The sequence below is a fragment of the Clostridium sp. UBA4548 genome (assembly GCF_002387895.1).
In the GTDB taxonomy this organism is placed as follows: domain Bacteria; phylum Bacillota; class Clostridia; order Clostridiales; family Clostridiaceae; genus Clostridium_J.
This window is the reverse complement of record NZ_DGLI01000029.1, coordinates 47114-70125: the sequence shown is the minus strand read 5'-3', so window position 1 is coordinate 70125 and position 23012 is coordinate 47114. Positions and strand designations below refer to the sequence as shown.

The following is a 23012-nucleotide window of genomic DNA, read 5'->3' as shown; positions in this document are numbered from 1 at the left end:
GATATTTTACTAACTTTATAGGGGAAAAGCCCTCCAAGTAGGGCTTTTTCTTTTTATACAGAATTGTAATGTATAAATTTAACTCCTTAGAATATTAAAAGTAACTCAAACTGATAATTTCTAATCCACCTTTATCTTGTTATCCTTATATTCAGGTACTATATGGACAATATCCTTAGTTAAGCAATATTTTAAATCCTCTTGAAGTCCAAGCTCCTTTATTCTCTTATAATGAGTTGCATATTTTACAAAGCCAAACAGGTCTTGATTATTTTCATAAATATAATGAGAAGTAGTTGCTATATCTGTTAAAACTAGCTCTTCTCTATTTTCCTCTTTAGCTATATGCTTTAAACAATTTATAATATATCCACTAGTTAAAAAATCGTCTATAGAAAACTCGCCAGCAGTTCCTGCATTAACAAAAATCACATCTTTATTAAGTTCTATAAGTTTTTCAGCTACAGCTTTTCCATTAATCATGGCAGCAATAAAAATATGCTCTGCCCCTTCGCTGTTTTTAATAGCCTTTGTTCCATTAGAAGTAGTCATCACAAGAGTTCTTCCCTCTACGTTTTCTCTTGTATAATCTAAAGGAGAGTTTGAAAAGTCAAAACCTTTTATTTTTAGGGCATTTCTTTCTCCACCTAATATATATTTTTCTCTTTCATTCCCAACTATTTCTAAAGCTTCTTCTATTTCTCTTGCTGGAATTACTTCTGTGCAGCCATTATTAAGTGCTGTCACCATAACAGTGGTAGCTCTAAGCACATCTATTACTACTACCACTTTTTCCTTAAGTTTTTCTTTCTTTATATCTGATGCTGAAATAATTATATCTACTTTCATTTAGATACCTCCTATAAAGTTCTTTCCTTGATATAAATCCTCATCCTGAAGCTTTTTATCTATGGCATTTAAAACTTCCCATTTTCTAAGACTCCATATTGGACCAATTAAAAGTTCCCTTGGGGCATCCCCTGTAAGTCTATGAACTACAATTTCTTCTGGAAGCATAGTTATAGCCGTTGTAATTAATTCTAGATACTCCTCCATTTCTAGGAGCTTTAGCATACCCTTATTATATAAGATTTCTAGTGGAGTATTTTTCATTAAATGAAGCAAGTGAAGCTTAATTCCTTGCACATCCATCTGTGATAAATATTCTATAGTATTAAGCATATCTTCTCTGCTTTCTCCTGGAAGACCAAAAATCACATGAACCACCACATCTATATTTCTTTCTCTAAGCTTTTTTACTGCTTCCTCAAAAACCTCTAGCTTATAGCCTCTATTTATTAGCTTTGCAGTATCATCCTTAAAGGTCTGTAGCCCAAGTTCTACCCAGGTGTATACCTTCTTTGAGTATTCTTCTAGTAAGTCCAACACTTCATCCTTTAAGCAATCTGGTCTCGTAGCAATAGCAAGTCCTACTACATCATCTTGAGTTACTGCTTCTTCATATTTTGCCCTTAACACTTCTATTGGTGCATAGGTATTGGTATAGGCTTGAAAATATGCAATATACTTTCCATCCTTCCATTTCTTATTCATCATAGTTTTTATATTCTCAAACTGCTTAGTTATAGAAAAACACCTATCTCCAGCAAAATCTCCAGAACCTCTTTCAGAGCAAAAAACACAACCACCCTTGCTTATGGTCCCATCCCTATTAGGACAGGAAAATCCTGCATCCAAAGATATTTTAAAAACCTTTTCCCCAAACTTTTCCCTTAAAAAATAATTAAGGCTATGATATCTTTTACTATTCCATTGTTTTGTCATATGTAACCTCACCTTTTATAGTTTTAACCCCTTCATTTATCTTTAACTAACTTCATAATTATCTATTATCTCATCTAAACTTTTAGTATAATTGCTAAAACTTAATATAATATCTCCTTATAGATAAATTAATCCACAGTAATTTAAATAACTTAATTAGTTATGCACATTTTATTATATTGTCCCCACTACTCTACATTTTTTCCTTCTTTAAGTAATAGTTTACCCCTATAAAATAAAAATTTCCATAGTTTTAAATTTTTCTATTACTAAGCTTACTGAACTACAAAACGCAATAAACCTTAAACTACATGAGATGTTAATCTTTAAAAACTTATGCTTAACAAAATCCCTCACCATGTCAAAGTTGGTTTCTGATGAAGAACTAAAGGGTATATTAAACCAAGATGCTATCTTAGGGGAAGAGCATATAAAGGAATTAAAAACTCTAATGGAAGAGGCTAGAAGTGACTGGGATAGACTTCCTAACATATAGACACTTACAATGTTAAACAATCTGAGAATAAATAAAAGATATACAGGGCGGTGAATTTATGAATACACTAGTTGAAATGCTTACTGGCATGGATAAACTTACTGACCAAGTTATTGCCACTGACTTTTTAATAGCAGCTAAAAACGGAGTAATAAACTATTCCATGGCATTAACTGAAACCACGTCTCCAAAGGTAAGAGAAGTTCTTAAAATCCAGTTAAGACATGTCATTGCAACCCATGCAACTATTACAAACTATATGATGAAAAATGGATATTATCACGCCTACAATCTAAAAGAGCAGTTTGAAGTTGATATGAAAGTAACAGAAACCTCACTAACTCTTGCTGAGAAGATGAAATAAAAAATCCCCTTAAACTACTTTGGTGAAGCCCACCCTATGGTTTAGAGGATTTTAATTTATTTACTTAGAAAATATTATAAACAAATTTAATTACGCCATATTCTAATGCAGTTAAAATAATACAACAAAACACAAAAGCTCCTAGTTTAAATTCTGCTAGCACATCCTTTGTGTAATTGCCCTTAAATAGTGAAAATATATCAGGTGTAAAATAATAGTTTAAAGCCTCTGAAAACTCCCCACTACTAGGAAAAAACTTCTTAAACAACCATTTATATATAGGAATATTTAATATGATTAGTATTAAAGCCCACAATTTATAGCCTCCTTTGAATACACCTGTAAACACATATTAATTAACTTTAATAGATTTTAAGCGGAAACCTAATATTCTTCTAACTAAAACTCCTAAAAAAATCATTTGTAAAGTTTGTGGCATTCTTAATTGAACTTCCCACGCATCAACAATGTAAGTGCTTACCCCTATAAAAGTAGAAACAATTATTAAAAGTACAAGCATTACATCATAGTACCAAGATTTTTTCTTAAAGGTTGTGTGTCCTAATCCAAAACCAATAAAAAACATTGATATTAGTAATAAAATATTAATAGCAAAGCTCATATAATTTCCTCCTTAACATACATTCCTTTAATTATATTATAAGTAAATTTATTACATATGTATACAGAATAAGTTAACATTCTTCTCAAAACATCTTGAAAAACTTCAGGTATAAATTTTCAAGAGGCTCCTTACTAAGTTATATATATCAATCTTTATCTCTATCTAGAACTTTGAATTTAAACTCTTACCTAAATGTGGTAAAATAATATCAATCTAATTTTGACAAACTCAGTACCAACACAATTATTTACGTTACTATTAACTTACCTATGCTATACCACGTAAAACTTAGGACATTAAATTTTAAGTTTCTTATAAATACACATAATAATTAATTTAGAAGGTGTTAAAATGATCAGAGAAGATTTTACATTTAAAAATAAGGATGGAATAGAAATTAACGTCCACAAATGGATTCCTAGTATTAAAATAAAAGCTGTAATACAGATTGCTCATGGCATGAGTGAAAGAGCTATAAGATATGAGCTCTTTGCCCAAAGACTAACCGAGGAAGGCTTTTTAGTTTATGCAAATGACCATAGAGGTCATGGCAAATCCTCAAATTCCATGGAGGAACTTGGATATATAAGTGATAATGACGGCTTTGAGGATATGGTAGAAGATATGAAAAAGCTTACGGATATTATAAGAGAAGAAAATCCTGAAATGAAAATAATACTTTTTTCACATAGCATGGGTTCCTTTTTAGCTCAAAGGTATATAGAGCTCTATGGAAACGGCTTAGCTGGGGTTATTCTCTCTGGTACTAATGGAAAGCCTCCAACGGCTGTAAACTTAGGAATATTCCTTACTAAATCTATTATGAAGTCTAAAGGCAGAAAGCATAAAAGCAAGTTTATAGATAAACTTGCCTTTGGTAGTTATAATAAAAAGATTACTGCTGCTAATACTCCTTTTGATTGGCTTACAAGGGATGAAGAAGAAGTTAAGAAGTATATAGCAGACCCTTACTGCGGCACATTGTTTCCTGTATCCTTTTTCTATGATTTATTTAAAGGTATGAAAACCATTCATAAGGAAAAAAACTTAAATAACATCTCTGTAGATTTGCCTATTTATATCTTCGCTGGAAATGCAGACCCTGTAGGTAATTACGGGAAAGGCATAATAAGTTTATATAACACTTATAAAACTTTAAATATTAAAAGTGTCACCTATAAGCTATACACTGGGGGGAGACATGAAATGCTTAATGAACTCAATAACGAGCAAGTTATGAGAGATACTATTCAATGGATTAAGTCCCTATTATAGATAAAACACAGAAATAGTAGCTTCCACTGACCTTTGGAGGCTACTACTTTTTTAATATAGTATATCAATCCCTTAATATGTCCTTGTTCTTATAATCTTCTAAATTTATCTTTATATGTTCTCTTACTACATCAATACCAATTTCGTATTCCACCATTAAATCTAAATTTGCATCTTTAGATATATCTATTTTCCTTAGATACGTATTGGATGGTAAGTATTTTTCCCTATTTTCTGTTGTAAATTCAAAGTTACCCGTAGTCATACTAAAAAGATATTCCTCACCTTTTTTTAACCCAATAATTAAAAAATTTACCTTTACGTTTTTATTTCCCTTATACTGTATCTTAAGTCCCATAGGAATATATACACTTTTACCTATGGAGACCAGTTGGAAATCTTCAATTTTTATATCCCTTGCTAGATAATCAATTTTGTAAAAACTAGGTTCAGTATGGTTTAAAACTAATTTAGTAATCCCCATTGAAGCAATTGCGGTAACTATAATTAAAATTACTATGCTATACCCCTTTCTCATATATCACCCCCAGAAATTCCTATGAACCTGTAAAATAAAAAAGCCACCTTTTTCAATATCTTTACTAACATAATATTTGTAAAATATTGAGAGGTGACTCTTATCTTCAAGTTATTTCATAAAATTTCTATATTTAATTCTCAGACCTTTTAATCCAATAATTTCGCTATTTCCTTATATTTCTTAAAGTAATTAAGTATAATCTATTTTACTATAAATATCTTTTCTCTTTCCATATAATCTTTAAAATACCTCTCTCCATCATTTAGCATGAGACCTTCACTTTTTCCCAACACTAAAAATCCGCTTCTATCAAGAGAATTATAAAAATTCTCTAAAACTTGTCCTTGAAGTTCTGGTGTAAAGTAAATAAGTACATTTCTACAAAGGATTAAAGTAAATTCATTTAAGTTTCCATTACTTATAAGACTATGAGAGAAAAATAATATTTTTTCCTTTAGAAAGCTTTTAATTTTGATATATTGATCCGTTACATCAAAGTAGTCGAGAAAACTCTTTTCTCCTTGGGCACTATTGTAATTCATAATTTCCTTTTCTAAATCTCTCTTAGCAAACAAACCATTTTTTCCCTCTTCTATGACATAGGGATTTATATCCGTGGCATAAATTTGAGTCTTATTAAGCAGGCCTAACTCATGCAACATAATAGCTAATGAGTAGGGTTCCTTTCCAATGGAACAACCTACACACCAAATTTTAATATGATTAAAGGTGTTAAGCTTTGGAAGCACCTGTTCTCTTAGAACCTTAAACACCTCTGGATCTCTAAAAAATTCTGTTGTATTTATGGAGAAATCTAGAAATAGCTGCTCTAAAATGTTACTGTCCGAAATCACGGCCTTACGGAATTCACTTAAACTTTTTATATTAGATCTAATCATAGATATATTTATCCTTCTAACTATACTTTGAATTTGGTAACCTCTATAATCATATCCATAGGCCTTATTAATATCCTCTAGAAATTCTCTTACTTCAGCTTCTTTTAGTTTTTCCGTGTTTTCATTCTCTCCATAACACTTATTTAAGAGCTTATTGCCAACATACTTTGCTCTAATTCCTAGATTATACAGGTAGGAATATAAATATCTCTTAAAAATATATATATTACATAAAGCTTTTTCATATAAACAATTAAGCTTTTCAACTATATCAACATGTATCATATTAGCATCAAAAAAGGTAATATGAAATTTCTCACACTCTCCTTCATTTAATTCTCCAATTAGTGCATCTATTTCATCTCTTGAGCTTATATTTCCCATAACTAAAACTTCTTTAATATTATTTTCCTTAATACTTATCTGCATCTTCATAATTATCACCCTAAAAAGTAGAATAAAAGACTTAACAACTGGTAAGACAAATCCTTCTTCCCTTCATAAACCTTGTGAAAACCAACTTAGATTTATTATAGTCTAAGTTTTGATTTAGTTTACAATTAAAAAATTTTAGACTTTAGCTCTTTCCTAAATTATAATTTAAGCCATAAGTTGCAAGTTAATTTTTTAGTTTCTAAGCTATATTATATATAGATAAAAGGAAGTTTAAAAGTATATAGTGCTATATTATATTTTTATTTTTTATTTATCTCAATAATAATAGTCTAGTAATTCATTATTTATACTAGACTATTGTTATCATATAATACAATTATATCCAAATTTACACTTAATAAGTTTTATTTCTATCTATCAATCCATGCCTTGATTATTCTTATCAAGCTATCATAATCTACAGGTTTAGATACATAATCACTAGCCCCTACAGCTATGCACTTTTCTCGTTCTTCCTTTAAGGACTTAGCTGTAACTGCTATGATTGGAATATTATTATAATTTTCATCTTTTCTTATATGTGTTATGACTTCATAGCCGTCCATTTCTGGCATCATAATATCCGTCAGCACCAAGTCTATCTTCTTCTTATGAAGCTTATCTAGTGCCGATCTTCCGCTACTTGCTTCTATAACAGTTCCATCATACTCCTCCAAAGTTGAGGCTAAAGTAAATATATTTCTTGGGTCATCATCCACAATAAGAATAGTTTTACCTTTAAGACTTAAATTACTTTCTTTTACTGACTGTAATAATTTCTTAGAGTCTTTATAACAGTTTTCACTTTCAATATTACCATTACTTGTATAAAACTTAGACTTTTCTGTCTCAATATCCTTCACTGGTAAAAATCCAATACCATCTGCATCTTCCTTGTGAGGCTTCTTACCTGAGGTATTATTGGATTTATAACTGTTTACAATTAAATTAGGAATTCTCAATAAGAATTCACTACCTTGTCCCGGTATGCTATTAACTTTTATTTCTCCATCCATTAGTTCTGCTAACTTTCTGGATATAGACAATCCAAGACCTGTGCCACCGTACTTTCTAGATACTGATCCATCACCCTGCTGAAATTCATTAAAAATAATAGCTTGTTTTTCCTTAGATATTCCTATTCCAGTATCTCTAATAGTAAATAGAACTGTGTCTTTATCTAATGTGTCTTTTTGAATTTCAAGCTCTACCTGTCCCCTTTCAGTGAACTTTATTGCATTGGAAATTAAGTTTCTTAAAATTTGGGATATCTTATGTTCATCCCCATATAAATCTTTAATCAGTTTATCCTTTACTTGGAATTCTAGACCTTTTTCTATGGCTACATTTACAAACATATCCTTTATCTCTTTAGAGATGCTTCTAGAATGAAAATTATACTTATCTAAACTCATTACTCCTGATTCTACCTTAGAAAGATCTAGCACATCATTTATTAACCTTAAAAGTTCCTGTCCAGACTTATTTATAACAGCAATCTTCTCTTCATCTCCTACACTTAATCTTTCCTTACTCTTATCTAAAAGTAACTTTGACAATAGGATAATAGAATTTAAAGGAGTTCTAAGTTCATGGGACATATTTGATAAAAACTCTGATTTATACTTGTTAGTGAGCTCTAACTCTTGAGTTTTCTTTGAGAGTTCAACAGTGTAGGTCTCAAGTCTTCTATTTTGCTCTTGCAAAAGAGTTTTTTGCTCATTAAGTTGTTCCTGCTGCTCCTCTAATATTGTATTAGTTTGCTGCATTTCCTCACTTTGCTGCTGTAGCAATTGCTGTTGTTCTTCTAGCTCCGCATTAGTTTGCTGTAACTCTTCACTTTGCTGTTGCAAAAGTTGTTGTTGTTCTTCTAATTCTGCATTGCTTTGCTGTAGCTCTGCACTTTGCTGCTGTAAATATTCCTGATGCCTATATAGGGTTTCATTTGCCTTAGCTAGCTCTCTTGACTTTTCATTGGCTTCCCTTCTGGCATCTTCAGATACTTTGAAAAGCTCTTTTATTCTTTCCCTCTGCATAGCTGAATATAAATTAATTGAAATGACATTACTTATAGATTCCAAGAATTCAATGGTCTTCTCCTCATAGCTATTCAAGGAAGCAAGTTCTATAACTCCATAAAGTTCTTCCTTATACATTAATGGAAATGCATATATATTATTAACTTTCTCCATAAATGTTCCTGTGGAGATAAGTGTGTTTATATTGTCTGTACTTTTTAGCATTATGGACTTTTTCTCAAGAGCAACTTGTCCTATTATTCCTTCTCCTTTTATAATTTTTATTATAGGCTTATCTTCTTCAGAAAATGCAAATGTACCCTTTAGTTCTAGCTGCTTCTTACTTCTATTATATACATAAAAAACTCCCTTTGCCGAAGAAGTAGCTCTAGCTAAGTGACTTATAGTGGTTTCAGCAAATTCCTCTATGGTATCACAAACTGAAACCTTTTCATTTAACTGATTTTGATTATCCTTTATAAAAAAACTATACCTTAACTTATTTACCAAATCATTGTAATAATTCGACATTAATGAGATTTCATTATTACCTTTTATATCTACGGTGATAAGTTCCCCTGAATTAATCACTGTATTCATAACACTTTGCAATTTATCTATTGGTAATAAAATACTTTTAGTTACAAAGATGAAGATAATTATAAATACTATGATAAGTGTACATATAGTTGAAATAAGCAGTATAGCTTCCCTTTGTTCTATTTCCTTTGACTTATTTGTTAAATTTTCTGCATTAATAGTAGAGTTATTATCTATAGAGTCTAATAAACTTTCAAGGGTTCCCACAAAGTTATTATTAACACTCTTTATTAGCTCATTAGCTTCTCCTACATTTCCTGCTCTAACAGTAGCAATAATTTTTTTTCTATATTCCTGCCATTGCCTAAAAGTATCTCTTACCTCTATTTCTAAGTCTCTAGTATTTTCTATTTGGGTTTGAGCTTTAATTATGTTTAAGTTATCCAAAATTATTTTATCTGCTTCTTCAATCTTTTTTGTTAGAATCTCTAGTTCTATACTATTTCTTGATAATATTAACTCTCTAATATCCTTTTGAACTTTAATGATATTTACCCTTGCCTCTATTGCAGCATTAGCAACTGGAAGAGAATGATAGTATAATTCCCTAGTTACATTACCTAAAACGTTCATTTCCCTAATAGCTAAAGCTCCAAAGAAAATAAAAGTTGATATCCATATAGCTAATACAGCCATAAGTCTTTTTCTTACACTTATCTTTTCGAGTACTTTCATGTTACCTCTCCTCATTTTTATATGTATATATCAGAGAATTCAATATTTATCTTCTCAACTACGTTATTATTTAACTTACATTCCTTATGTATGCTACTAGTAAATTCACTTTGTATAGTCTTGTTTATAGGTAAATCCACAAAAAACTCACTACCCATCTTATACTTGCTTTCTACATACACTTGTCCATTATGCATTTCTACTAAATACTTCACTAAACTTAGTCCAATGCCACTACCCTCACTTCTTCTTGTAAGCAATTCTTCTCCTTGTTTAAATCTTTCGAAAATTTTATCTAGGGTTTCTTGAGCCATACCTATTCCTGTATCTTTTACAGAGATAGTTATTTTATCTTCAGAGGATCTGATGTTAACAAAAATAACTCCTCCAACTGGAGTAAACTTTATAGCATTTGATAAAAGATTAAGTACAATCCTCTCAATAGCATCTAAATCGCAGCACATTATTAATTCTTCTATATCTGTATCGAAAATCAAATTGATTCCCTTATTATTGACATAATCAACCACAGACATAGTTATAGACTCAACCACTTCAACAATATTACACTTGCAAAAGTTTAGAGAAAAGAAACCTGCGTCCATTTTTGTAATATCAATTAAATTGTTTACAAGCCTTAAAAGTCTGTAACAATTTTGTCTTTGCATATCAATTTTCTCACTTAGTTTTTCTTTTACTAAAGGTTTGTCATTATGTAAATAAAGATCTATAAGCTGTACTGAGCTTAATAATATATTTAAAGGCGTTCTAAGCTCATGAGAAATGTTAGCTAAAAACATACTTTTAGCCTCATTTGCTGCCTCGGCCTCTTCCTTGGCTTTTCTAAGTTCTTTTACTTGCTCACTAACTCTTTGTTCTAAAAGCAAATTTAAATTTCTTTCTTTTTCAATAAGTTTAAGATATACATTTATTCTATTTATGAGTTGATACTCATCAATTGGTTTAACTAAATAATCCACTGCTCCAAGCTCAAATCCCCGACTTCTGAACTCATCATTTTTGTAGGCAGCAGTGAGAAATACTATGGGTATATCCTTAGTCTTTTTTCTATTCTTAATTAAAGAGGCTATTTCAAAACCATCCATACCTTCCATCTGAATATCTAGTATAATTAAATCTACAGCTCTATCATAAAGTATGGTAAGGGCCTGCTCTCCACAATCTGCCTCAAGGATTTCTGCATCTATATATTCCTTAATGAGTTCTCTTAATGTGAATAAATTATTATGGTTATCATCCACAATAAGTATGCTGTAATTAGCTTCTTTAACCATTTTAATCCCCCGTTTTCCCTCATAACTATACATGTTATATTTTACACTACTAGAAATGGATGTCAAATCACTTGAAAATGTTTACTCTTAATTAGCATATCTTTTCTAGTTTTCTTACGGAATTAATTGAATTTTCTAAAATATACTTATATATTATGAAAAAATATTATGTTGTATTATTAGTAAATTTTAGTGTATTATTTTTATTGATACTATTATCCCTTACATTATTCGAAGGATTCATCATTAAATAAGGGGTTATTTGTATTTTTCTTGGAATAAACTTCTAATTTTTGCTAATATATGATAATATTCTTATTCCCTTAAAACATTTAGATTTTTTGCATGAATGATAAACAGGTTTATGTAATTCTATCTCTTATATGTTAGATTTACTACTAACCACCCAAACTTTGTTAAATAATTTATTTATATGGAGGATATCTAGTAAACCCTCCTTTTCAAGTAAGCCTAGACTAAGAAATTTTTAGCCTTTTATAAACTTAATGACTAAAACCCTTATCTTTAGAGATATAATATAATAAGTATTCTTATATAAGGAGGAAACTATGGAAAAACTTATAAAAAAAATTAGTACTATAATGGAAGATAAATTTGAAGAATGTGGTTATGATAGGCAGCTTTGTACTGTTACTGTATCAAACAGACCAGACCTTTGCCAGTTTCAATGTAATGGTGCAATGGCAGCTGCAAAAAAATATAAAAAGTCTCCTATTGATATAGCTAAAGAAGTTGTTTCAGCAGTTGAAAATGAAGAGAACTTTGAAAATGTGTCTATCGCTGGCCCAGGATTTATAAATATAAACTTAAAAGATAGCTTTATATCAAGTTACATAAATAATATGTATGGTGATGAAAAGCTTGGCTGTTCTAGTGATGTGGATCCAATGACTATAGTTGTTGACTATGGCGGAGCTAATGTTGCAAAACCTCTACACGTTGGGCATCTTCGTGCTGCTATCATTGGAGAAAGTATAAAAAGAATTGGTCGCTATCTAGGCCACAAGGTGATTGGAGACGTTCACTTAGGCGATTGGGGACTTCAAATTGGCATGGTAATTTCTGAAGTAGAAAGACGTAATCCAGATCTACCTTACTTTGATGAAAACTATGTAGGTGAGTATCCTGAAATAGCACCTTTTACCATTGACGAGTTAGAAGAAATTTATCCTGCTGCTAGCAGTCTTGCAAAATCTGATGAGAAGGCCATGGAAGTTGCTAGAAAAGCTACCTTTGAACTTCAAAACGGCCGCAGAGGTTATGTTGCTCTTTGGAGACATATCTTAAATGTTTCTATATCAGATTTAAAGAAAAACTATGGAAACTTAAACGTAGAATTCGACCTTTGGAAGGGAGAAAGTGACTGCCAAAAATACATTCCAGAAATGGTAGAATTGTTCAAGGAAAAAGGCTTTACTTATGAAAGTGAAGGTGCTTTAGTTATTGATGTAGCTAAGGAAACTGATACTTATACAGTTCCTCCGATTATAATATTAAAATCTGATGGAGCTACCCTTTATAGCACTACAGACCTTGCTACTATCGTGGAGAGAGTTAAGGATTACAATCCTGATGCTATTATCTATGTAGTTGATAAAAGACAAGGACTACACTTTGAGCAAGTATTTAGATGTGCGAAGAAAACTAATATTATAAAGGAAGATGCAACTCTTGACTTCATTGGCTTTGGTACTATGAACGGAAAAGACGGCAAACCTTTCAAAACAAGAGAAGGTGGAGTTATGAGACTCCAAGACTTAATTCAAATTATTAAAGATAACGTAAAAGATAAATTAAAAGAAACTGATACTATGACACCTGAAGAAGTTGAAGAAATTTCAAGAAAAGTAGGTCTTGCAGCACTTAAATATGGTGACCTTTCAAACCAGGCTACTAAAGACTATATCTTTGATATGGATAAGTTCTCTTCTTTTGAGGGAAATACAGGCCCTTATCTTTTATACACAGTAGTTAGAATAAAATCTATTCTAAGAAAAGCTGAAGCTGAAGGAATAACCCTTTCAAATTCTAAGGAAATTCTTAACCCTTACAGCAACACTGAAAGAGATTTAATGCTGAAAATTTCTAGATTCAATGAAGTAGTAAACTTAAGTTTTAAAGATAGATCTCCAAATAAAATTTGCGATTACATCTATGACTTATCTAACTTATTTAATAAGTTCTACCATGATAATAGAATTATTGCAGAGGAAAATATGGAGAAGAAGATGTCTTGGCTAAACTTAATTACCTTAACTCAAAAGGTATTAGAAGCTGGTCTTGACCTACTTGGAATAGAGGCCCCTGAGAAAATGTAATAGTTCTTTAGGATTTTTAAAGTTTTAGTATAAATATTACAAAAGAAAATGGTTTCTTCATACAATGAAGAAACCATTTTTCAAATAACCTAAAAAATAAATCTTAATTTTTATTTATACACTTTATTATGGGCTGAATAAACTTCTTGTCTGTCCAATCTACCGGATTATCATAGCACTCTAACAAACCCTTAGCATCCTCGTCCAAATCTTCTTCCTTGATCTTTTTAAGCTTTATTTTTAGTGCATTCATCATCATCTTATCAACAAAATCTAAACTCTCATAGTTAAAAGCTCCCCTTAAATAAAAACACTGGATTTTTCCTCTCATTTCACCTTTAAGGTTTGCTGAGAATACTTTTTCTATGTCCTTTTCTCTTTCTGGCGTACAACCTACAGCAAATACTATAAGATTCTTATTTGCTATGTTTTTGAAGTTCTCAGTAATTATCTTAACTCCACTAATTCCTACCGCATGTAAAAATCCACCAAAAACTATAGTGTCATACTTCTTTAAATGTTCACTTTTAACTTTAGAACTCTCAATTAAATCTCCATTAACCCCTTCAGCAATCCACTTAGCGTAACGTTTTGTACTTCCATACTTTGATTTGTAGATTACAAGTACCTTGTTAACATCTTGTGACATAAACATCCCCCTCTAGTGTTTGCTTAAATTTTTATTTATACATTGTAACATAGGCTCAATAGCCTTCTTATCTGTCCAATCTACCGGATTATCATAAGCCTTTAGTATTTCATCCATTTCAGCTCTCTCATCAGCGGAGACTTCTCCTTTAAGAGCTTTTTTAAGCATTATTCTAAGCATCCCCATCATAACTTTGTCTATAAATCCCATATTTTTATAGTTTAGTGCCCCTCTAAGATAAAAATGCTTTACTTCATCCCTAAGTTCTCCATTAAGATTTGTAGCAAAAACCTTTTCTACTTCCTTGGATTTTTCAGAGGAAGACCCTACAGCAAATACTATTACGTTTTTGTCCTTAATACTTTGAAAGTTATCAGTAATTATCTTTATTCCTTTAATACTTCCAGCATATAAAAAACCTCCAAAAACTATAGTGTGGTACTTTCCTAAGTCTTCAATTTTAACTTTAGCACTTTCAACCAAGTCCCCTTTTACCTCTTCAGCAATCCATGTTGCATAACGTTTTGTGCTTCCATACTTTGATTTGTAAATTACTAGAACCTTATTATTACCCTCTAACATAAATACATCCTCACTTTTAAAATTAATATGTAACAGTTAAACCAGTTTAATCTTTATATCTTAACTACGCTATAAAAGATAGGCCTTTTCTCTATATCCTATTTTAATTTTTCAAAGTCCAAGTGTATAAGGTTAAATCTGTAGCTTGCTTTTCCTAAAATATCGTCTATAGCTACTGTGCCAATAATTCTACTATCAGTACTATTTACTCTATTATCTCCTAAAACAAATAAATGGTCTTGAGGAACTATTACCTTCATTTGTGGATTAGTATTCATATTATCACTTAAGTAATCTTCCTCTAATAAATTATTATTAATATATATCCTGCCTTGTTTAATTTCTACAGTTTCTCCTGGGAGACCTATGATTCTCTTTATAAATATATCATTATTAGTTTTGTGGGATTTTAGAATTACAACATCTCCCCTCTTGTAATTCTTTGTATAATGCTTATATCTTTCTACAACTACCCTATCATTGTACTCTTCCATATTTAAAGTAGGATACATAGACTGTCCTTCTACCCTTACATTATCTATTAGAAAAACTCTCACTAATAGTATACCTATCAAAAGCCCTAAGGTTTGAATTGCCTCCTTGCGCTTTATACTTAACTTCTTCATTTTACCCCTCCTATCTCATCTAATATGTCTCCTAATTCCATTTTATGTCCCATCTTTATTTTAAAATACAATAATTACCGCCATAACTGCAATCATTGCAATGGTTGAATCTCTTAATTTTTCATTTCCCTTTTCCTAAATTCATTAAAACCCCTAAAGTTTTAATACCTATATTAATTATATCACCAGTAATATTACATTGTAATAACCCTATGGATAATTATTCCTGATCATATAAAATAGTTTATACTAACCTACAAAAGTAAAACACAAAACCGCAGACTTTTATTTCTGCGGTTTTGTGTTCTTACTCACTTAGCTTCCTTGATCCCTCAGATAATAAATCTGCAAGAATTACAAGTAATAAATAACAAAGTAATAGTAAGGTTATTTCTGTATATTTAAAGTAACTCATGCTTAATTTAAACTGCTGTCCAAGGCCTCCTGCTCCCACGAAACCTACTACTATAGTAGTACGAAGGATTACTTCCCCACGATAGAGAATGTAGGTTATAAACTTAGGCATTGCCGCTGGAATTACTCCATAAAAAAGCATTTGTGATGGTGTTCCTCCAGAAGACGCTATATTTCTAACTGGCCTTAAATCTAAATCTTCTATAACTTCTGCACATAGTTTTCCAAGGATACCAAAATTGTGTATAGCAAGAGCTATGGCTCCTGGGAGAATCCCTGGTTTAAATATAAATACTATAATCATTGCCCAAACTAACTCTGGAACTGCTCTTGAAAATATATAAACAAATCGTATTACCCCAAAACTAATCCATTTATACCACTTTTTACTTAAAGTTAAGGTTCCATCAGCCACATTTCTTGCCGCTGGAATTACAGTAAATAGCATTGCAATAGTTGCAAACCCAATAGCCATAACACTCATTTGAAGAGTATCATATGTAAGCTTCAGAGCTTTTCCCCAGTTTTCACTATTTAAAAAGGCTGGATTTGCTTCCCTAACTCCAAGAAGGCCACTTATGAATTTTTTAGTATACATATAATTTTTTTCTGTAAATAGTCCAAAAAAATCTGCCTTATCTACTACAACTATAAATATCCAAGAACCAACAATTATTATTGTAGCTAGAATTAGTGAAAACTTACTAAAGTTAACTCTTCTTTTACCCTGATTATCCGAAATTAGTTTATTTCTAAGCACATTACTCCAAAGATCAATTAAAACTACTAAAGCTGTTAGGAAGAACATAAAAGTCCAAACCTCATTATAGTTTAAGTCTTGAAGAGACAACTGAATTTGGAAACCAAGACCTCCCAAGCCAACAAAACTCATAATAGTTGAAGAACGAACTGCACATTCGAATCTGTACATGGTATAGCTAATCATATCTACCTTAGCTAGAGGTAGATAACCATATATTAAAAGCTGAAGTTTTGAAGCTCCTGAGGATCTTAGGGCTTTAATGGGCTCCTTAGAAACATCATTTAAAATATCCGCATAAATCCTTCCTAAAGTTCCTCCATAGGGAATAGCCAGGGCAAAAATGGCTGCATAGGGTGTCAGTCCAATAGCTGCAACAAAGAGCCAAGCCCAAACTAATTCATGAATAGCTCTCATAAAGCCTAAAATCCCTCTGAATATACTTTTAGAAATTTTTCTTGAAGTTTCACCTTCCGACATAACTCCAGAAGCTAAAATACCAAAGACAAAGGCAAATATAAAGGCTAAGGTCATTCCTGCTACTGCATAGGCTAGAGTTCTCCAAGTAGAAACAATAGCAAGCTCTATTAGGTCCGGAGTTATCCTAGGATGTAAAATAGCGTTAAGAATCTGCAGTATTGTGGCCTTTCCACCAGCATGTATAAGCTCTGGGCTCCATGTTACCGAAAAAAGGCTCCAAATAAACATTAAAAGAAGAATTACAGTTAAAATGTTTTTCTTATGATAATCCAAGGTTGATTTAAGACTACGCATCTTCCTTCAACTCCTTCAAATCATATAATTCCTTAAGCATATCACTTGTTACCTTTTCTGCCGGAAGGTCAAAGTATATCCTTCCTTCACGCAGAGCAATTATTCTATTAAAATACTTTTTTGCATATTCAACAGAGTGAAGACTTGCTATAAGCGTTTGCCCCTCTTCACTTATAAGCTTTGTTAAGGTATATAAAATATCCTCAGCACGAGCAGGATCTAGAGAGGATACAGGTTCATCAGCTAAAATTACTTCAGGATTTTGTACTAAAAGTCTTGCCATAGCTACTCTTTGTTGCTCTCCTCCCGATAACTTGGAAGTTCTCTCATAGGCCTTTTCTCCTATTCCCACTCTTTCTAGTGCCTTAATTGCTAACTCCTTGTCTTGTGGAATCAATAAAGATAATAAAGATTTTAAAAAACCCCAATCCTTAAGTCTTCCTGCTAACACATTGTGAATAACAGGCAAGGAGCCTACTAAATCAAATTGCTGACGGATAATTCCTATCTTCTTTGCTAACTCCTTTACTCCTTTATAACTTTTTATATTACTACCATCTAAAAATATTTCTCCCTTATCAGGCTTTAGTACTGTAGCTAAAATGTTTAATAAAGTAGTCTTTCCAGCTCCACTAGGTCCTATTAAAGCAATAAGCTCACCCTTCTCTATCTTAATAGAAAGTGACTCTAGTGCTACTTTTCTTTCATAATTTTTTGATATATTATTAATTTCAAATACATTATTAGTTTTTGTGTTCATTTTTTCACCCACTATCTACCTACATTTCTTATAACTCCAAATTATCAGAAACTAAATTTTTGCTTCTCCAAATTAAGTAGCTTATTCAAGTAATTTTAGTCCTAATTAGACTGTTTTTCATTTTAAATTCTCTTGTTTTTCTTCAAATAATATACCATGAAAACCTAGAATCTGCCAAACTAAAAACCTATATTAAAACAATAACTTTGGCAAGGCTTGCGCCCCTCCAAAGTCATTTATTAAGAGTAATTTACTTATAGTTAATGAACAAGTTCATTTTGAACAAGTTCATTTTGAACAAGTTCATATAAATAATTCTATACTATTAAACTACTTTACCATTCCTAGTTTTTTACCTACTTCTTCAATAGCTTTATAGTTTTCATTTTTTGTTTCTACAAACTTATCTGTTTGGAAGAATTTTAAAACCTCAGCTTGTGAACCGCCCCCATCAACTTTCATGTCTATTATTGCTTTCTTTACCTTCTCTTTTGTTCCTTCTCCATATACTTTATCTATATTTTCTGGAGTATTAATTGTCCAGTGATAATCAAAGTACTCTGGAGTTGTATAGAAAGCTTTAACCTTAGTTAAGTCTACTTTATTTTCCTTAAGAGATTTTTCCCAAACTGATATATTTAGCGCTCCTGTTTGGAAGGAACCACTTTGCACAAGTGCAATAGTTTTATCATGGTTGCCTGAGTAATTTGGTCCTCCATTAAAGTCCTTTTCTGGGTCAATTCCTGCTTCAGTTAAGAAGTGACGTGGCATTAAGCTTCCAGATGTTGAACTTTCACTACCAAAAGTAAAAGTTTTTCCTTTTAAATCCTCAAGTTTAGTAACTTCTAAATCTTTTTGGGCTATGAATACTGATTTAAACTTGGCATCCATTGGTCTTTGTGCAATAGCCTCTGAACCTGGCGCTACAGCTCTTGCTTGAACTCCTGTAAGTCCACCAAACCAAGCCATTTGAACTTCTCCTCTTTCAAACCCTGTAACTAATGCTGCATAATCTACTGAAGGTACAAACTCTACCTTAAGCCCTGTTTTCTCGCTTAAGTATTTCGCCATTTCATCCATATTTCTATTTAACTCTGCAGAAGCCTGATCTGGAATTGCGCCTATTTTAAAGGTAGGTGTTTCTTTTTTAGCAGTTTCAGTCTGTCCACCCTTTCCACAAGCGGTAACTGAAAACATCATTAATCCAGCAAGAACTGCTGCTATTACTTTTTTCATAAAAATTTTCCTCCATATAATCAGTATTTCTTTTTCTAAAGATTAATCTAAAGCTTTATTTAACAAAAAATTTTTCCTAAAAATTCAATTTTATTTTAATAATCATAGTTTTATTCTTGTCAGGTAAATTCATACATATTACTGGTTCATAATAGATAGAAAGCTCTACCTTATAGTTATTGTTTTGAAAATACAAAAGTAAATTTTCACCAATTACAAATTTTTTACGAATCTTATAAAATATATTGAATTAATATCTTTATAAATTATATTATATGAAGAATAAATTGTATAATTGAAAATCTCAATAGATGAGGCTTGATCTATTCGACTTTTTTCTACATTAAAGTACAATATAAAAAACCTTATACCTCATTAAATAGAAGAGGTATAAGGTTTTGCTCTAATATAAGCCTATTTAGAAATTCTATCATATAATTTAGGAAGGTCGAACAAACTTAATATCCCTAATGGAGGTTCATTCTTATCTCCTGACTCTGTAATGATAATTGCATTAAGTCGAAGTCCTTTTTTATACCAATGTTCAAACACATCTATAGCTTCAAATACTGTAGCTGTTTTTGAGATAAAGGTATAACTTTGCTTATTCGCACTAAATTCTAAAATTGTTCCTACATCTACATCTTCGGTAAATACAACTCCACTTTCTAAGTTGTAAGCCACCCATCTAGCTATACTATCAGTGGTAAGTAACCCTTCAAATTTTCTATTCTCATACACTGGAATTTTAGAAAAGTTATTTTTAAACATTTTTCTCGTAGCTACACTAAGTTTGTCATAAGAGCTACACTTTACTACCTTTTGAAGAAATTCACTTTCTAGAGTAAGAGGTTTAGTAAGCATCTCACATATAAATTCTAAATCCTCAACTACTTTTATATGTGGTTCAGCAATAGCTTCATCCTCAATCCTTTTATGAACTATAGCATTACGTAATTCGGCATACTCTTTTAATGTCCCTCTATATTTTTCAATGCCAGGATTTTTTACTGCAGCCCTATCAACCAATTGATAAAAAGCCTTGTGTACATCATTGCCAACTATTTCTTTAAGCTTAGCTTCAATTTTTATGAAAGCACTTAAAAATCTTTCTGAATTCTTCTTATCCATGTACATCTCCTTAAAATTATTCTTCTTCAATAGTAATAATTTAATTATACCACTTTCCTTATGATTTTATGAATACCTCTTCAATTATAAATCTGAAGCTCTCTTCTTAATTCTTTCCATACTTAACCTTTTCTTAAGGAATTCTTAAGAAAACTTTATGTAAATATTCAGGTAATTGCTGGATAATAGGTGCTATAATTATTCTTGTAGTGTTAAGCAAACTTCCAGTGAAGTATGTAAAGAAATTTTCCACAAAAATTATTTAACGGCATTTTGGAAGGATATTCCCCAAAACTCCCTAAAAAAATTTAACTCTCCTTCCAAAGTCGTTGAATAAGTTAAACCTGTTTATGTAAATGCTATTATTCTATATCACATATTAAAATGTAATTAACTTTTTAATTCTATGGTCGAAAGGAGAATTATTGATGAATGTACTTGAAGTAAATAATGTCTATAAAAAACTAGGTAAAAGAGAAATTATAAAAGGCATTAGTTTTTCTATTAAAGAAGGTGAAATTTTTGGATTTCTTGGCCCCAATGGTGCTGGTAAAACTACTACTATTAGAATGCTGGTAGGGCTTATCGCTGCGGATAAAGGAAATATTAGCATATGCGATAATAGCATTGGAACTAATAGGGTTAAAGCCTTAACTAATGTAGGCGCTGTAGTTGAAAATCCTGAAATGTACACTTACCTTACAGGAAGGCAAAACCTAAATATGATTGCTGACATAAAAAAGATCCCAAGAAAAAATGTGGATGAAATTGTTGAGTTAGTTAATTTATCTGGAAGAATAGATGATAAGGTAGGAAAATATTCCCTTGGAATGAAACAACGACTTGGACTAGCGTCATCTCTTTTATCAAAGCCAAAACTACTTATTTTGGACGAGCCTACTAACGGTCTTGACCCCACTGGAATTATTGATTTTAGAGAAATAGTAAAAAGGGCTGTTAAGGAAACTAATGCAGCTGTACTTATATCCTCTCATATTCTTAGCGAAGTTCAACAACTCTGTGATACAGTAGCCTTTATCAACCATGGAGAAATTAAAGCAATAGAAAGTATTGCTGATGGAAACATAAATAACCAAACAGAAACTCTAACCATTGTTGTAGGTGATTCCTCTAAAGCTACTGCCGCACTTCAAAATATAAAGATGGTAAGAGGCTGTTCTGCTCTAGATAATACCTTTACCGTTGTAACTGAGAAAAACTCTTCACCAGAAGTTATCAAAGCTCTTGTTGGTGAAAACATAGATATTTATGAAGTGTATAAAAAGCATAATGGACTTGAGCAAAGATATATGGAACTTGTGGAAGGAGGTATTAGATAATGTTAACACTAATTAAATATGAATTATTTAAGCTATTTAAGAGAGTTAAAACCCTAGTGGTTGTTATAGCTTTTATGCTGCTTACTATTGTTTTAGCCTTTGGTCTTTATAAAGACTCCGAAAACATGAAGAGATATAATACACCAGAATTTAAAATTCAAAATATTGAAGAAAATATCAAGTTCAATGAAGAACAAAAAAATAATCTTCCCCCAGAAGTAAGAAATGATGCCACAAAAAAAGAAGAATACTTAAAAAATCTTGATGAAAATACTGTTCACTTAAAAGATCAGCTTTCTAAACTTAAAGCTTTAAGTGGAAAAGAAGTAGATTGGAAAGAAAACTTGAACACTAGAATAAAAGAACTTGAAACAACTCTAAAAGAAGATCAAGGTAATTCCAAAGAATTAAAAGGCAGTTGGGAGCAAGAACTTCAACAATTAAAATACTTGAAGGATAACAATATTAAACCTATGGAAGAGTATGATTTCAATGCCTTTTCATATCTTGAAAAATTAATAAGTATTCTAGGTCAGGTATTCTTAGTAATAGGAATTGCAATTTTTGCATCTGATATGGTATCTGGAGAGTGTACTCCTCCAACCTTAAAGCTTCTATTAACTCAGCCTGTATCTAGAGGAAAAGTTATTTTCTCGAAATTTATCGCAGTAACTTTAGCTGCTATAGGATTAATTATGTCTGTAGAAGTAATTTCTTTTCTTGTAGTTGGTTTGATTTATGGTTTCGGAAATTCTTCATATCCAGTTATGGTTGGAGCAAGATATGCCTTTGATCAATCAGTATTTCTGCCAAATGGTGGCCATCCACTAGCTCTTATAGCTGGTAGTTCTCAAATAATTCCTATGTGGAAATATACTATAGAACTATTATTGACCCAAGGACTATATATATTAGCATGTACATCTTTTGTATTCCTTGTATCAGCACTATTCAAGAGTAGTATGGTATCCATGGGACTTGCTACTGTTTCTTTAATTGCCATGACTATTATTTTCAACCTAGTAGGTTTCCTAAAGAAATTTGCAATCTACGTATTTACATCTTATGTAGATATGGGTGCTGTTATTAAAGGACATACTGCCTTAATGTTTAACAATCCTAGTTCCACCTTAGGATTAGCTGTAATGATATTCCTTGGATGGACAGTAGTTTGCTACTTAATAGCACACTTTGTGTTTACTAAGAAAGATATATTAATTTAATATTAAACTGCTATTCAAAAGAATAAATCTTACCTCCTTTTTATTGAGATTATTATTTCCTAAAAGGCCCTTAAGTAAAAAAACTTAAAGGTCTTTTTTTAAGCCTTTCTATAGTTTTGTCCTCATTCTTCTTTTTATTGTCCACAAATTCTCTTAATTTCTCATATTTG

Annotated in this window: 21 protein-coding genes; 6 read left to right on the top strand and 15 right to left on the bottom strand. The window is 31.2% G+C overall.

Annotated elements, in window-relative coordinates:
* Positions 1-120: 120 nt before the first annotated feature.
* Positions 121-849, bottom strand: a complete 729-nt coding sequence (locus B3040_RS12415) for a 2-phosphosulfolactate phosphatase family protein (protein ID WP_291573757.1) — start codon at positions 847-849, stop codon at positions 121-123.
* Positions 850-1785, bottom strand: a complete 936-nt coding sequence (locus B3040_RS12410) for a TIGR01212 family radical SAM protein (RefSeq protein ID WP_291573756.1) — start codon at positions 1783-1785, stop codon at positions 850-852.
* 358 nt (positions 1786-2143) lie between these two features.
* Here B3040_RS12410 and B3040_RS12405 point away from each other — a divergent pair, with 358 nt between their 5' ends.
* A complete protein-coding gene (locus B3040_RS12405; RefSeq protein ID WP_349679178.1) occupies positions 2144-2281 on the top strand; it encodes a hypothetical protein in 138 nt (45 codons plus the stop codon).
* A 58-nt stretch (positions 2282-2339) separates the two neighbouring features.
* On the top strand, positions 2340-2645 hold the full coding sequence (locus B3040_RS12400) for a spore coat protein (protein ID WP_291573750.1): 306 nt from the start codon (positions 2340-2342) through the stop codon (positions 2643-2645).
* A gap of 64 nt (positions 2646-2709) precedes the next feature.
* On the opposite strand, the gene B3040_RS12395 is transcribed toward B3040_RS12400, so the two are convergent.
* Both B3040_RS12395 and B3040_RS12390 read right to left on the bottom strand, forming a co-directional pair.
* Positions 2710-2961 (bottom strand): hypothetical protein, encoded by a 252-nt coding sequence (locus tag B3040_RS12395; RefSeq protein WP_291573749.1) that lies wholly within the window; start codon positions 2959-2961, stop codon positions 2710-2712.
* Between the two features lie 36 nt (positions 2962-2997).
* Positions 2998-3267 carry a hypothetical protein gene (locus B3040_RS12390; protein ID WP_291573746.1) on the bottom strand — a complete coding sequence of 90 codons (270 nt, stop codon included), beginning with the start codon at positions 3265-3267 and terminating at the stop codon, positions 2998-3000.
* Between the two features lie 354 nt (positions 3268-3621).
* Here B3040_RS12390 and B3040_RS12385 point away from each other — a divergent pair, with 354 nt between their 5' ends.
* Entirely contained in the window at positions 3622-4545 is a 924-nt protein-coding gene (locus tag B3040_RS12385; protein ID WP_291573744.1) for an alpha/beta hydrolase, read from the top strand.
* 64 nt (positions 4546-4609) lie between these two features.
* Here the strand turns inward: B3040_RS12385 and B3040_RS12380 are convergent, their stop codons facing one another.
* From B3040_RS12380 to B3040_RS12365, 4 genes are all read right to left on the bottom strand, one after another.
* Positions 4610-5083, bottom strand: coding sequence for a hypothetical protein (locus tag B3040_RS12380; protein ID WP_291573742.1), 474 nt, complete (start codon positions 5081-5083; stop codon positions 4610-4612).
* A gap of 203 nt (positions 5084-5286) precedes the next feature.
* Entirely contained in the window at positions 5287-6420 is a 1134-nt protein-coding gene (locus B3040_RS12375; RefSeq protein WP_291573740.1) for a CheR family methyltransferase, read from the bottom strand.
* 371 nt (positions 6421-6791) lie between these two features.
* Positions 6792-9713: a response regulator gene (locus B3040_RS12370; RefSeq protein ID WP_291573738.1), complete on the bottom strand. Its 2922-nt coding sequence runs from the start codon at positions 9711-9713 to the stop codon at positions 6792-6794.
* Positions 9714-9730: 17 nt separating this feature from the next.
* A complete protein-coding gene (locus tag B3040_RS12365) occupies positions 9731-11008 on the bottom strand; it encodes a hybrid sensor histidine kinase/response regulator (RefSeq protein WP_291573736.1) in 1278 nt (425 codons plus the stop codon).
* Positions 11009-11577: 569 nt separating this feature from the next.
* On the opposite strand from B3040_RS12365, the gene argS reads away from it, so the two are divergent.
* Positions 11578-13347: an arginine--tRNA ligase gene (gene argS, locus B3040_RS12360; protein WP_291573734.1), complete on the top strand. Its 1770-nt coding sequence runs from the start codon at positions 11578-11580 to the stop codon at positions 13345-13347.
* A 103-nt stretch (positions 13348-13450) separates the two neighbouring features.
* Here argS and B3040_RS12355 read toward each other — a convergent pair whose 3' ends face one another.
* The 7 genes from B3040_RS12355 to B3040_RS12325 all read right to left on the bottom strand — a co-directional run bounded on the left by B3040_RS12355 (position 13451) and on the right by B3040_RS12325 (position 20279).
* Positions 13451-13996, bottom strand: a complete 546-nt coding sequence (locus B3040_RS12355) for a flavodoxin domain-containing protein (protein ID WP_291573732.1) — start codon at positions 13994-13996, stop codon at positions 13451-13453.
* Positions 13997-14008: 12 nt separating this feature from the next.
* Positions 14009-14578 (bottom strand): flavodoxin domain-containing protein, encoded by a 570-nt coding sequence (locus B3040_RS12350; protein WP_291573730.1) that lies wholly within the window; start codon positions 14576-14578, stop codon positions 14009-14011.
* A gap of 98 nt (positions 14579-14676) precedes the next feature.
* Positions 14677-15204 carry a signal peptidase I gene (lepB, locus tag B3040_RS12345; RefSeq protein ID WP_291573728.1) on the bottom strand — a complete coding sequence of 176 codons (528 nt, stop codon included), beginning with the start codon at positions 15202-15204 and terminating at the stop codon, positions 14677-14679.
* Positions 15205-15511: 307 nt separating this feature from the next.
* Positions 15512-17152 (bottom strand): PhnE/PtxC family ABC transporter permease, encoded by a 1641-nt coding sequence (locus B3040_RS12340; protein WP_291573726.1) that lies wholly within the window; start codon positions 17150-17152, stop codon positions 15512-15514.
* Positions 17145-17912 carry a phosphonate ABC transporter ATP-binding protein gene (locus tag B3040_RS12335; protein ID WP_291573724.1) on the bottom strand — a complete coding sequence of 256 codons (768 nt, stop codon included), beginning with the start codon at positions 17910-17912 and terminating at the stop codon, positions 17145-17147. The genes B3040_RS12340 and B3040_RS12335 overlap by 8 nt, the downstream gene beginning before the upstream one ends.
* A 330-nt stretch (positions 17913-18242) precedes the next feature.
* The gene (locus B3040_RS12330; protein WP_291573722.1) at positions 18243-19148 is read right to left on the bottom strand and encodes a putative selenate ABC transporter substrate-binding protein; all 906 of its coding nucleotides are present in this window, start codon (positions 19146-19148) and stop codon (positions 18243-18245) included.
* A gap of 414 nt (positions 19149-19562) precedes the next feature.
* The gene (locus B3040_RS12325; RefSeq protein WP_291573720.1) at positions 19563-20279 is read right to left on the bottom strand and encodes a CBS domain-containing protein; all 717 of its coding nucleotides are present in this window, start codon (positions 20277-20279) and stop codon (positions 19563-19565) included.
* A gap of 428 nt (positions 20280-20707) precedes the next feature.
* Between B3040_RS12325 and B3040_RS12320 the strand changes: the two genes are divergently transcribed.
* A complete protein-coding gene (locus B3040_RS12320) occupies positions 20708-21619 on the top strand; it encodes an ABC transporter ATP-binding protein (protein ID WP_291573718.1) in 912 nt (303 codons plus the stop codon).
* Positions 21619-22842 carry an ABC transporter permease subunit gene (locus tag B3040_RS12315; protein WP_291573716.1) on the top strand — a complete coding sequence of 408 codons (1224 nt, stop codon included), beginning with the start codon at positions 21619-21621 and terminating at the stop codon, positions 22840-22842. Before B3040_RS12320 ends, B3040_RS12315 begins: the two co-directional genes overlap by 1 nt.
* Positions 22843-23012 lie beyond the last annotated feature (170 nt).

Coding starts and splice junctions, on each gene's coding strand:
- B3040_RS12415 (WP_291573757.1), bottom strand. CDS start 849: ATGAAAGTAGATATAATTATTTCAGCATCAGATATAAAGAAAGAAAAA.
- B3040_RS12410 (WP_291573756.1), bottom strand. CDS start 1,785: ATGACAAAACAATGGAATAGTAAAAGATATCATAGCCTTAATTATTTT.
- B3040_RS12405 (WP_349679178.1), top strand. CDS start 2,144: ATGTCAAAGTTGGTTTCTGATGAAGAACTAAAGGGTATATTAAACCAA.
- B3040_RS12400 (WP_291573750.1), top strand. CDS start 2,340: ATGAATACACTAGTTGAAATGCTTACTGGCATGGATAAACTTACTGAC.
- B3040_RS12390 (WP_291573746.1), bottom strand. CDS start 3,267: ATGAGCTTTGCTATTAATATTTTATTACTAATATCAATGTTTTTTATT.
- B3040_RS12385 (WP_291573744.1), top strand. CDS start 3,622: ATGATCAGAGAAGATTTTACATTTAAAAATAAGGATGGAATAGAAATT.
- B3040_RS12380 (WP_291573742.1), bottom strand. CDS start 5,083: ATGAGAAAGGGGTATAGCATAGTAATTTTAATTATAGTTACCGCAATT.
- B3040_RS12375 (WP_291573740.1), bottom strand. CDS start 6,420: ATGAAGATGCAGATAAGTATTAAGGAAAATAATATTAAAGAAGTTTTA.
- B3040_RS12370 (WP_291573738.1), bottom strand. CDS start 9,713: ATGAAAGTACTCGAAAAGATAAGTGTAAGAAAAAGACTTATGGCTGTA.
- B3040_RS12365 (WP_291573736.1), bottom strand. CDS start 11,008: ATGGTTAAAGAAGCTAATTACAGCATACTTATTGTGGATGATAACCAT.
- argS (WP_291573734.1), top strand. CDS start 11,578: ATGGAAAAACTTATAAAAAAAATTAGTACTATAATGGAAGATAAATTT.
- B3040_RS12355 (WP_291573732.1), bottom strand. CDS start 13,996: ATGTCACAAGATGTTAACAAGGTACTTGTAATCTACAAATCAAAGTAT.
- B3040_RS12350 (WP_291573730.1), bottom strand. CDS start 14,578: ATGTTAGAGGGTAATAATAAGGTTCTAGTAATTTACAAATCAAAGTAT.
- lepB (WP_291573728.1), bottom strand. CDS start 15,204: ATGAAGAAGTTAAGTATAAAGCGCAAGGAGGCAATTCAAACCTTAGGG.
- B3040_RS12340 (WP_291573726.1), bottom strand. CDS start 17,152: ATGCGTAGTCTTAAATCAACCTTGGATTATCATAAGAAAAACATTTTA.
- B3040_RS12335 (WP_291573724.1), bottom strand. CDS start 17,912: ATGAACACAAAAACTAATAATGTATTTGAAATTAATAATATATCAAAA.
- B3040_RS12330 (WP_291573722.1), bottom strand. CDS start 19,148: ATGAAAAAAGTAATAGCAGCAGTTCTTGCTGGATTAATGATGTTTTCA.
- B3040_RS12325 (WP_291573720.1), bottom strand. CDS start 20,279: ATGGATAAGAAGAATTCAGAAAGATTTTTAAGTGCTTTCATAAAAATT.
- B3040_RS12320 (WP_291573718.1), top strand. CDS start 20,708: ATGAATGTACTTGAAGTAAATAATGTCTATAAAAAACTAGGTAAAAGA.
- B3040_RS12315 (WP_291573716.1), top strand. CDS start 21,619: ATGTTAACACTAATTAAATATGAATTATTTAAGCTATTTAAGAGAGTT.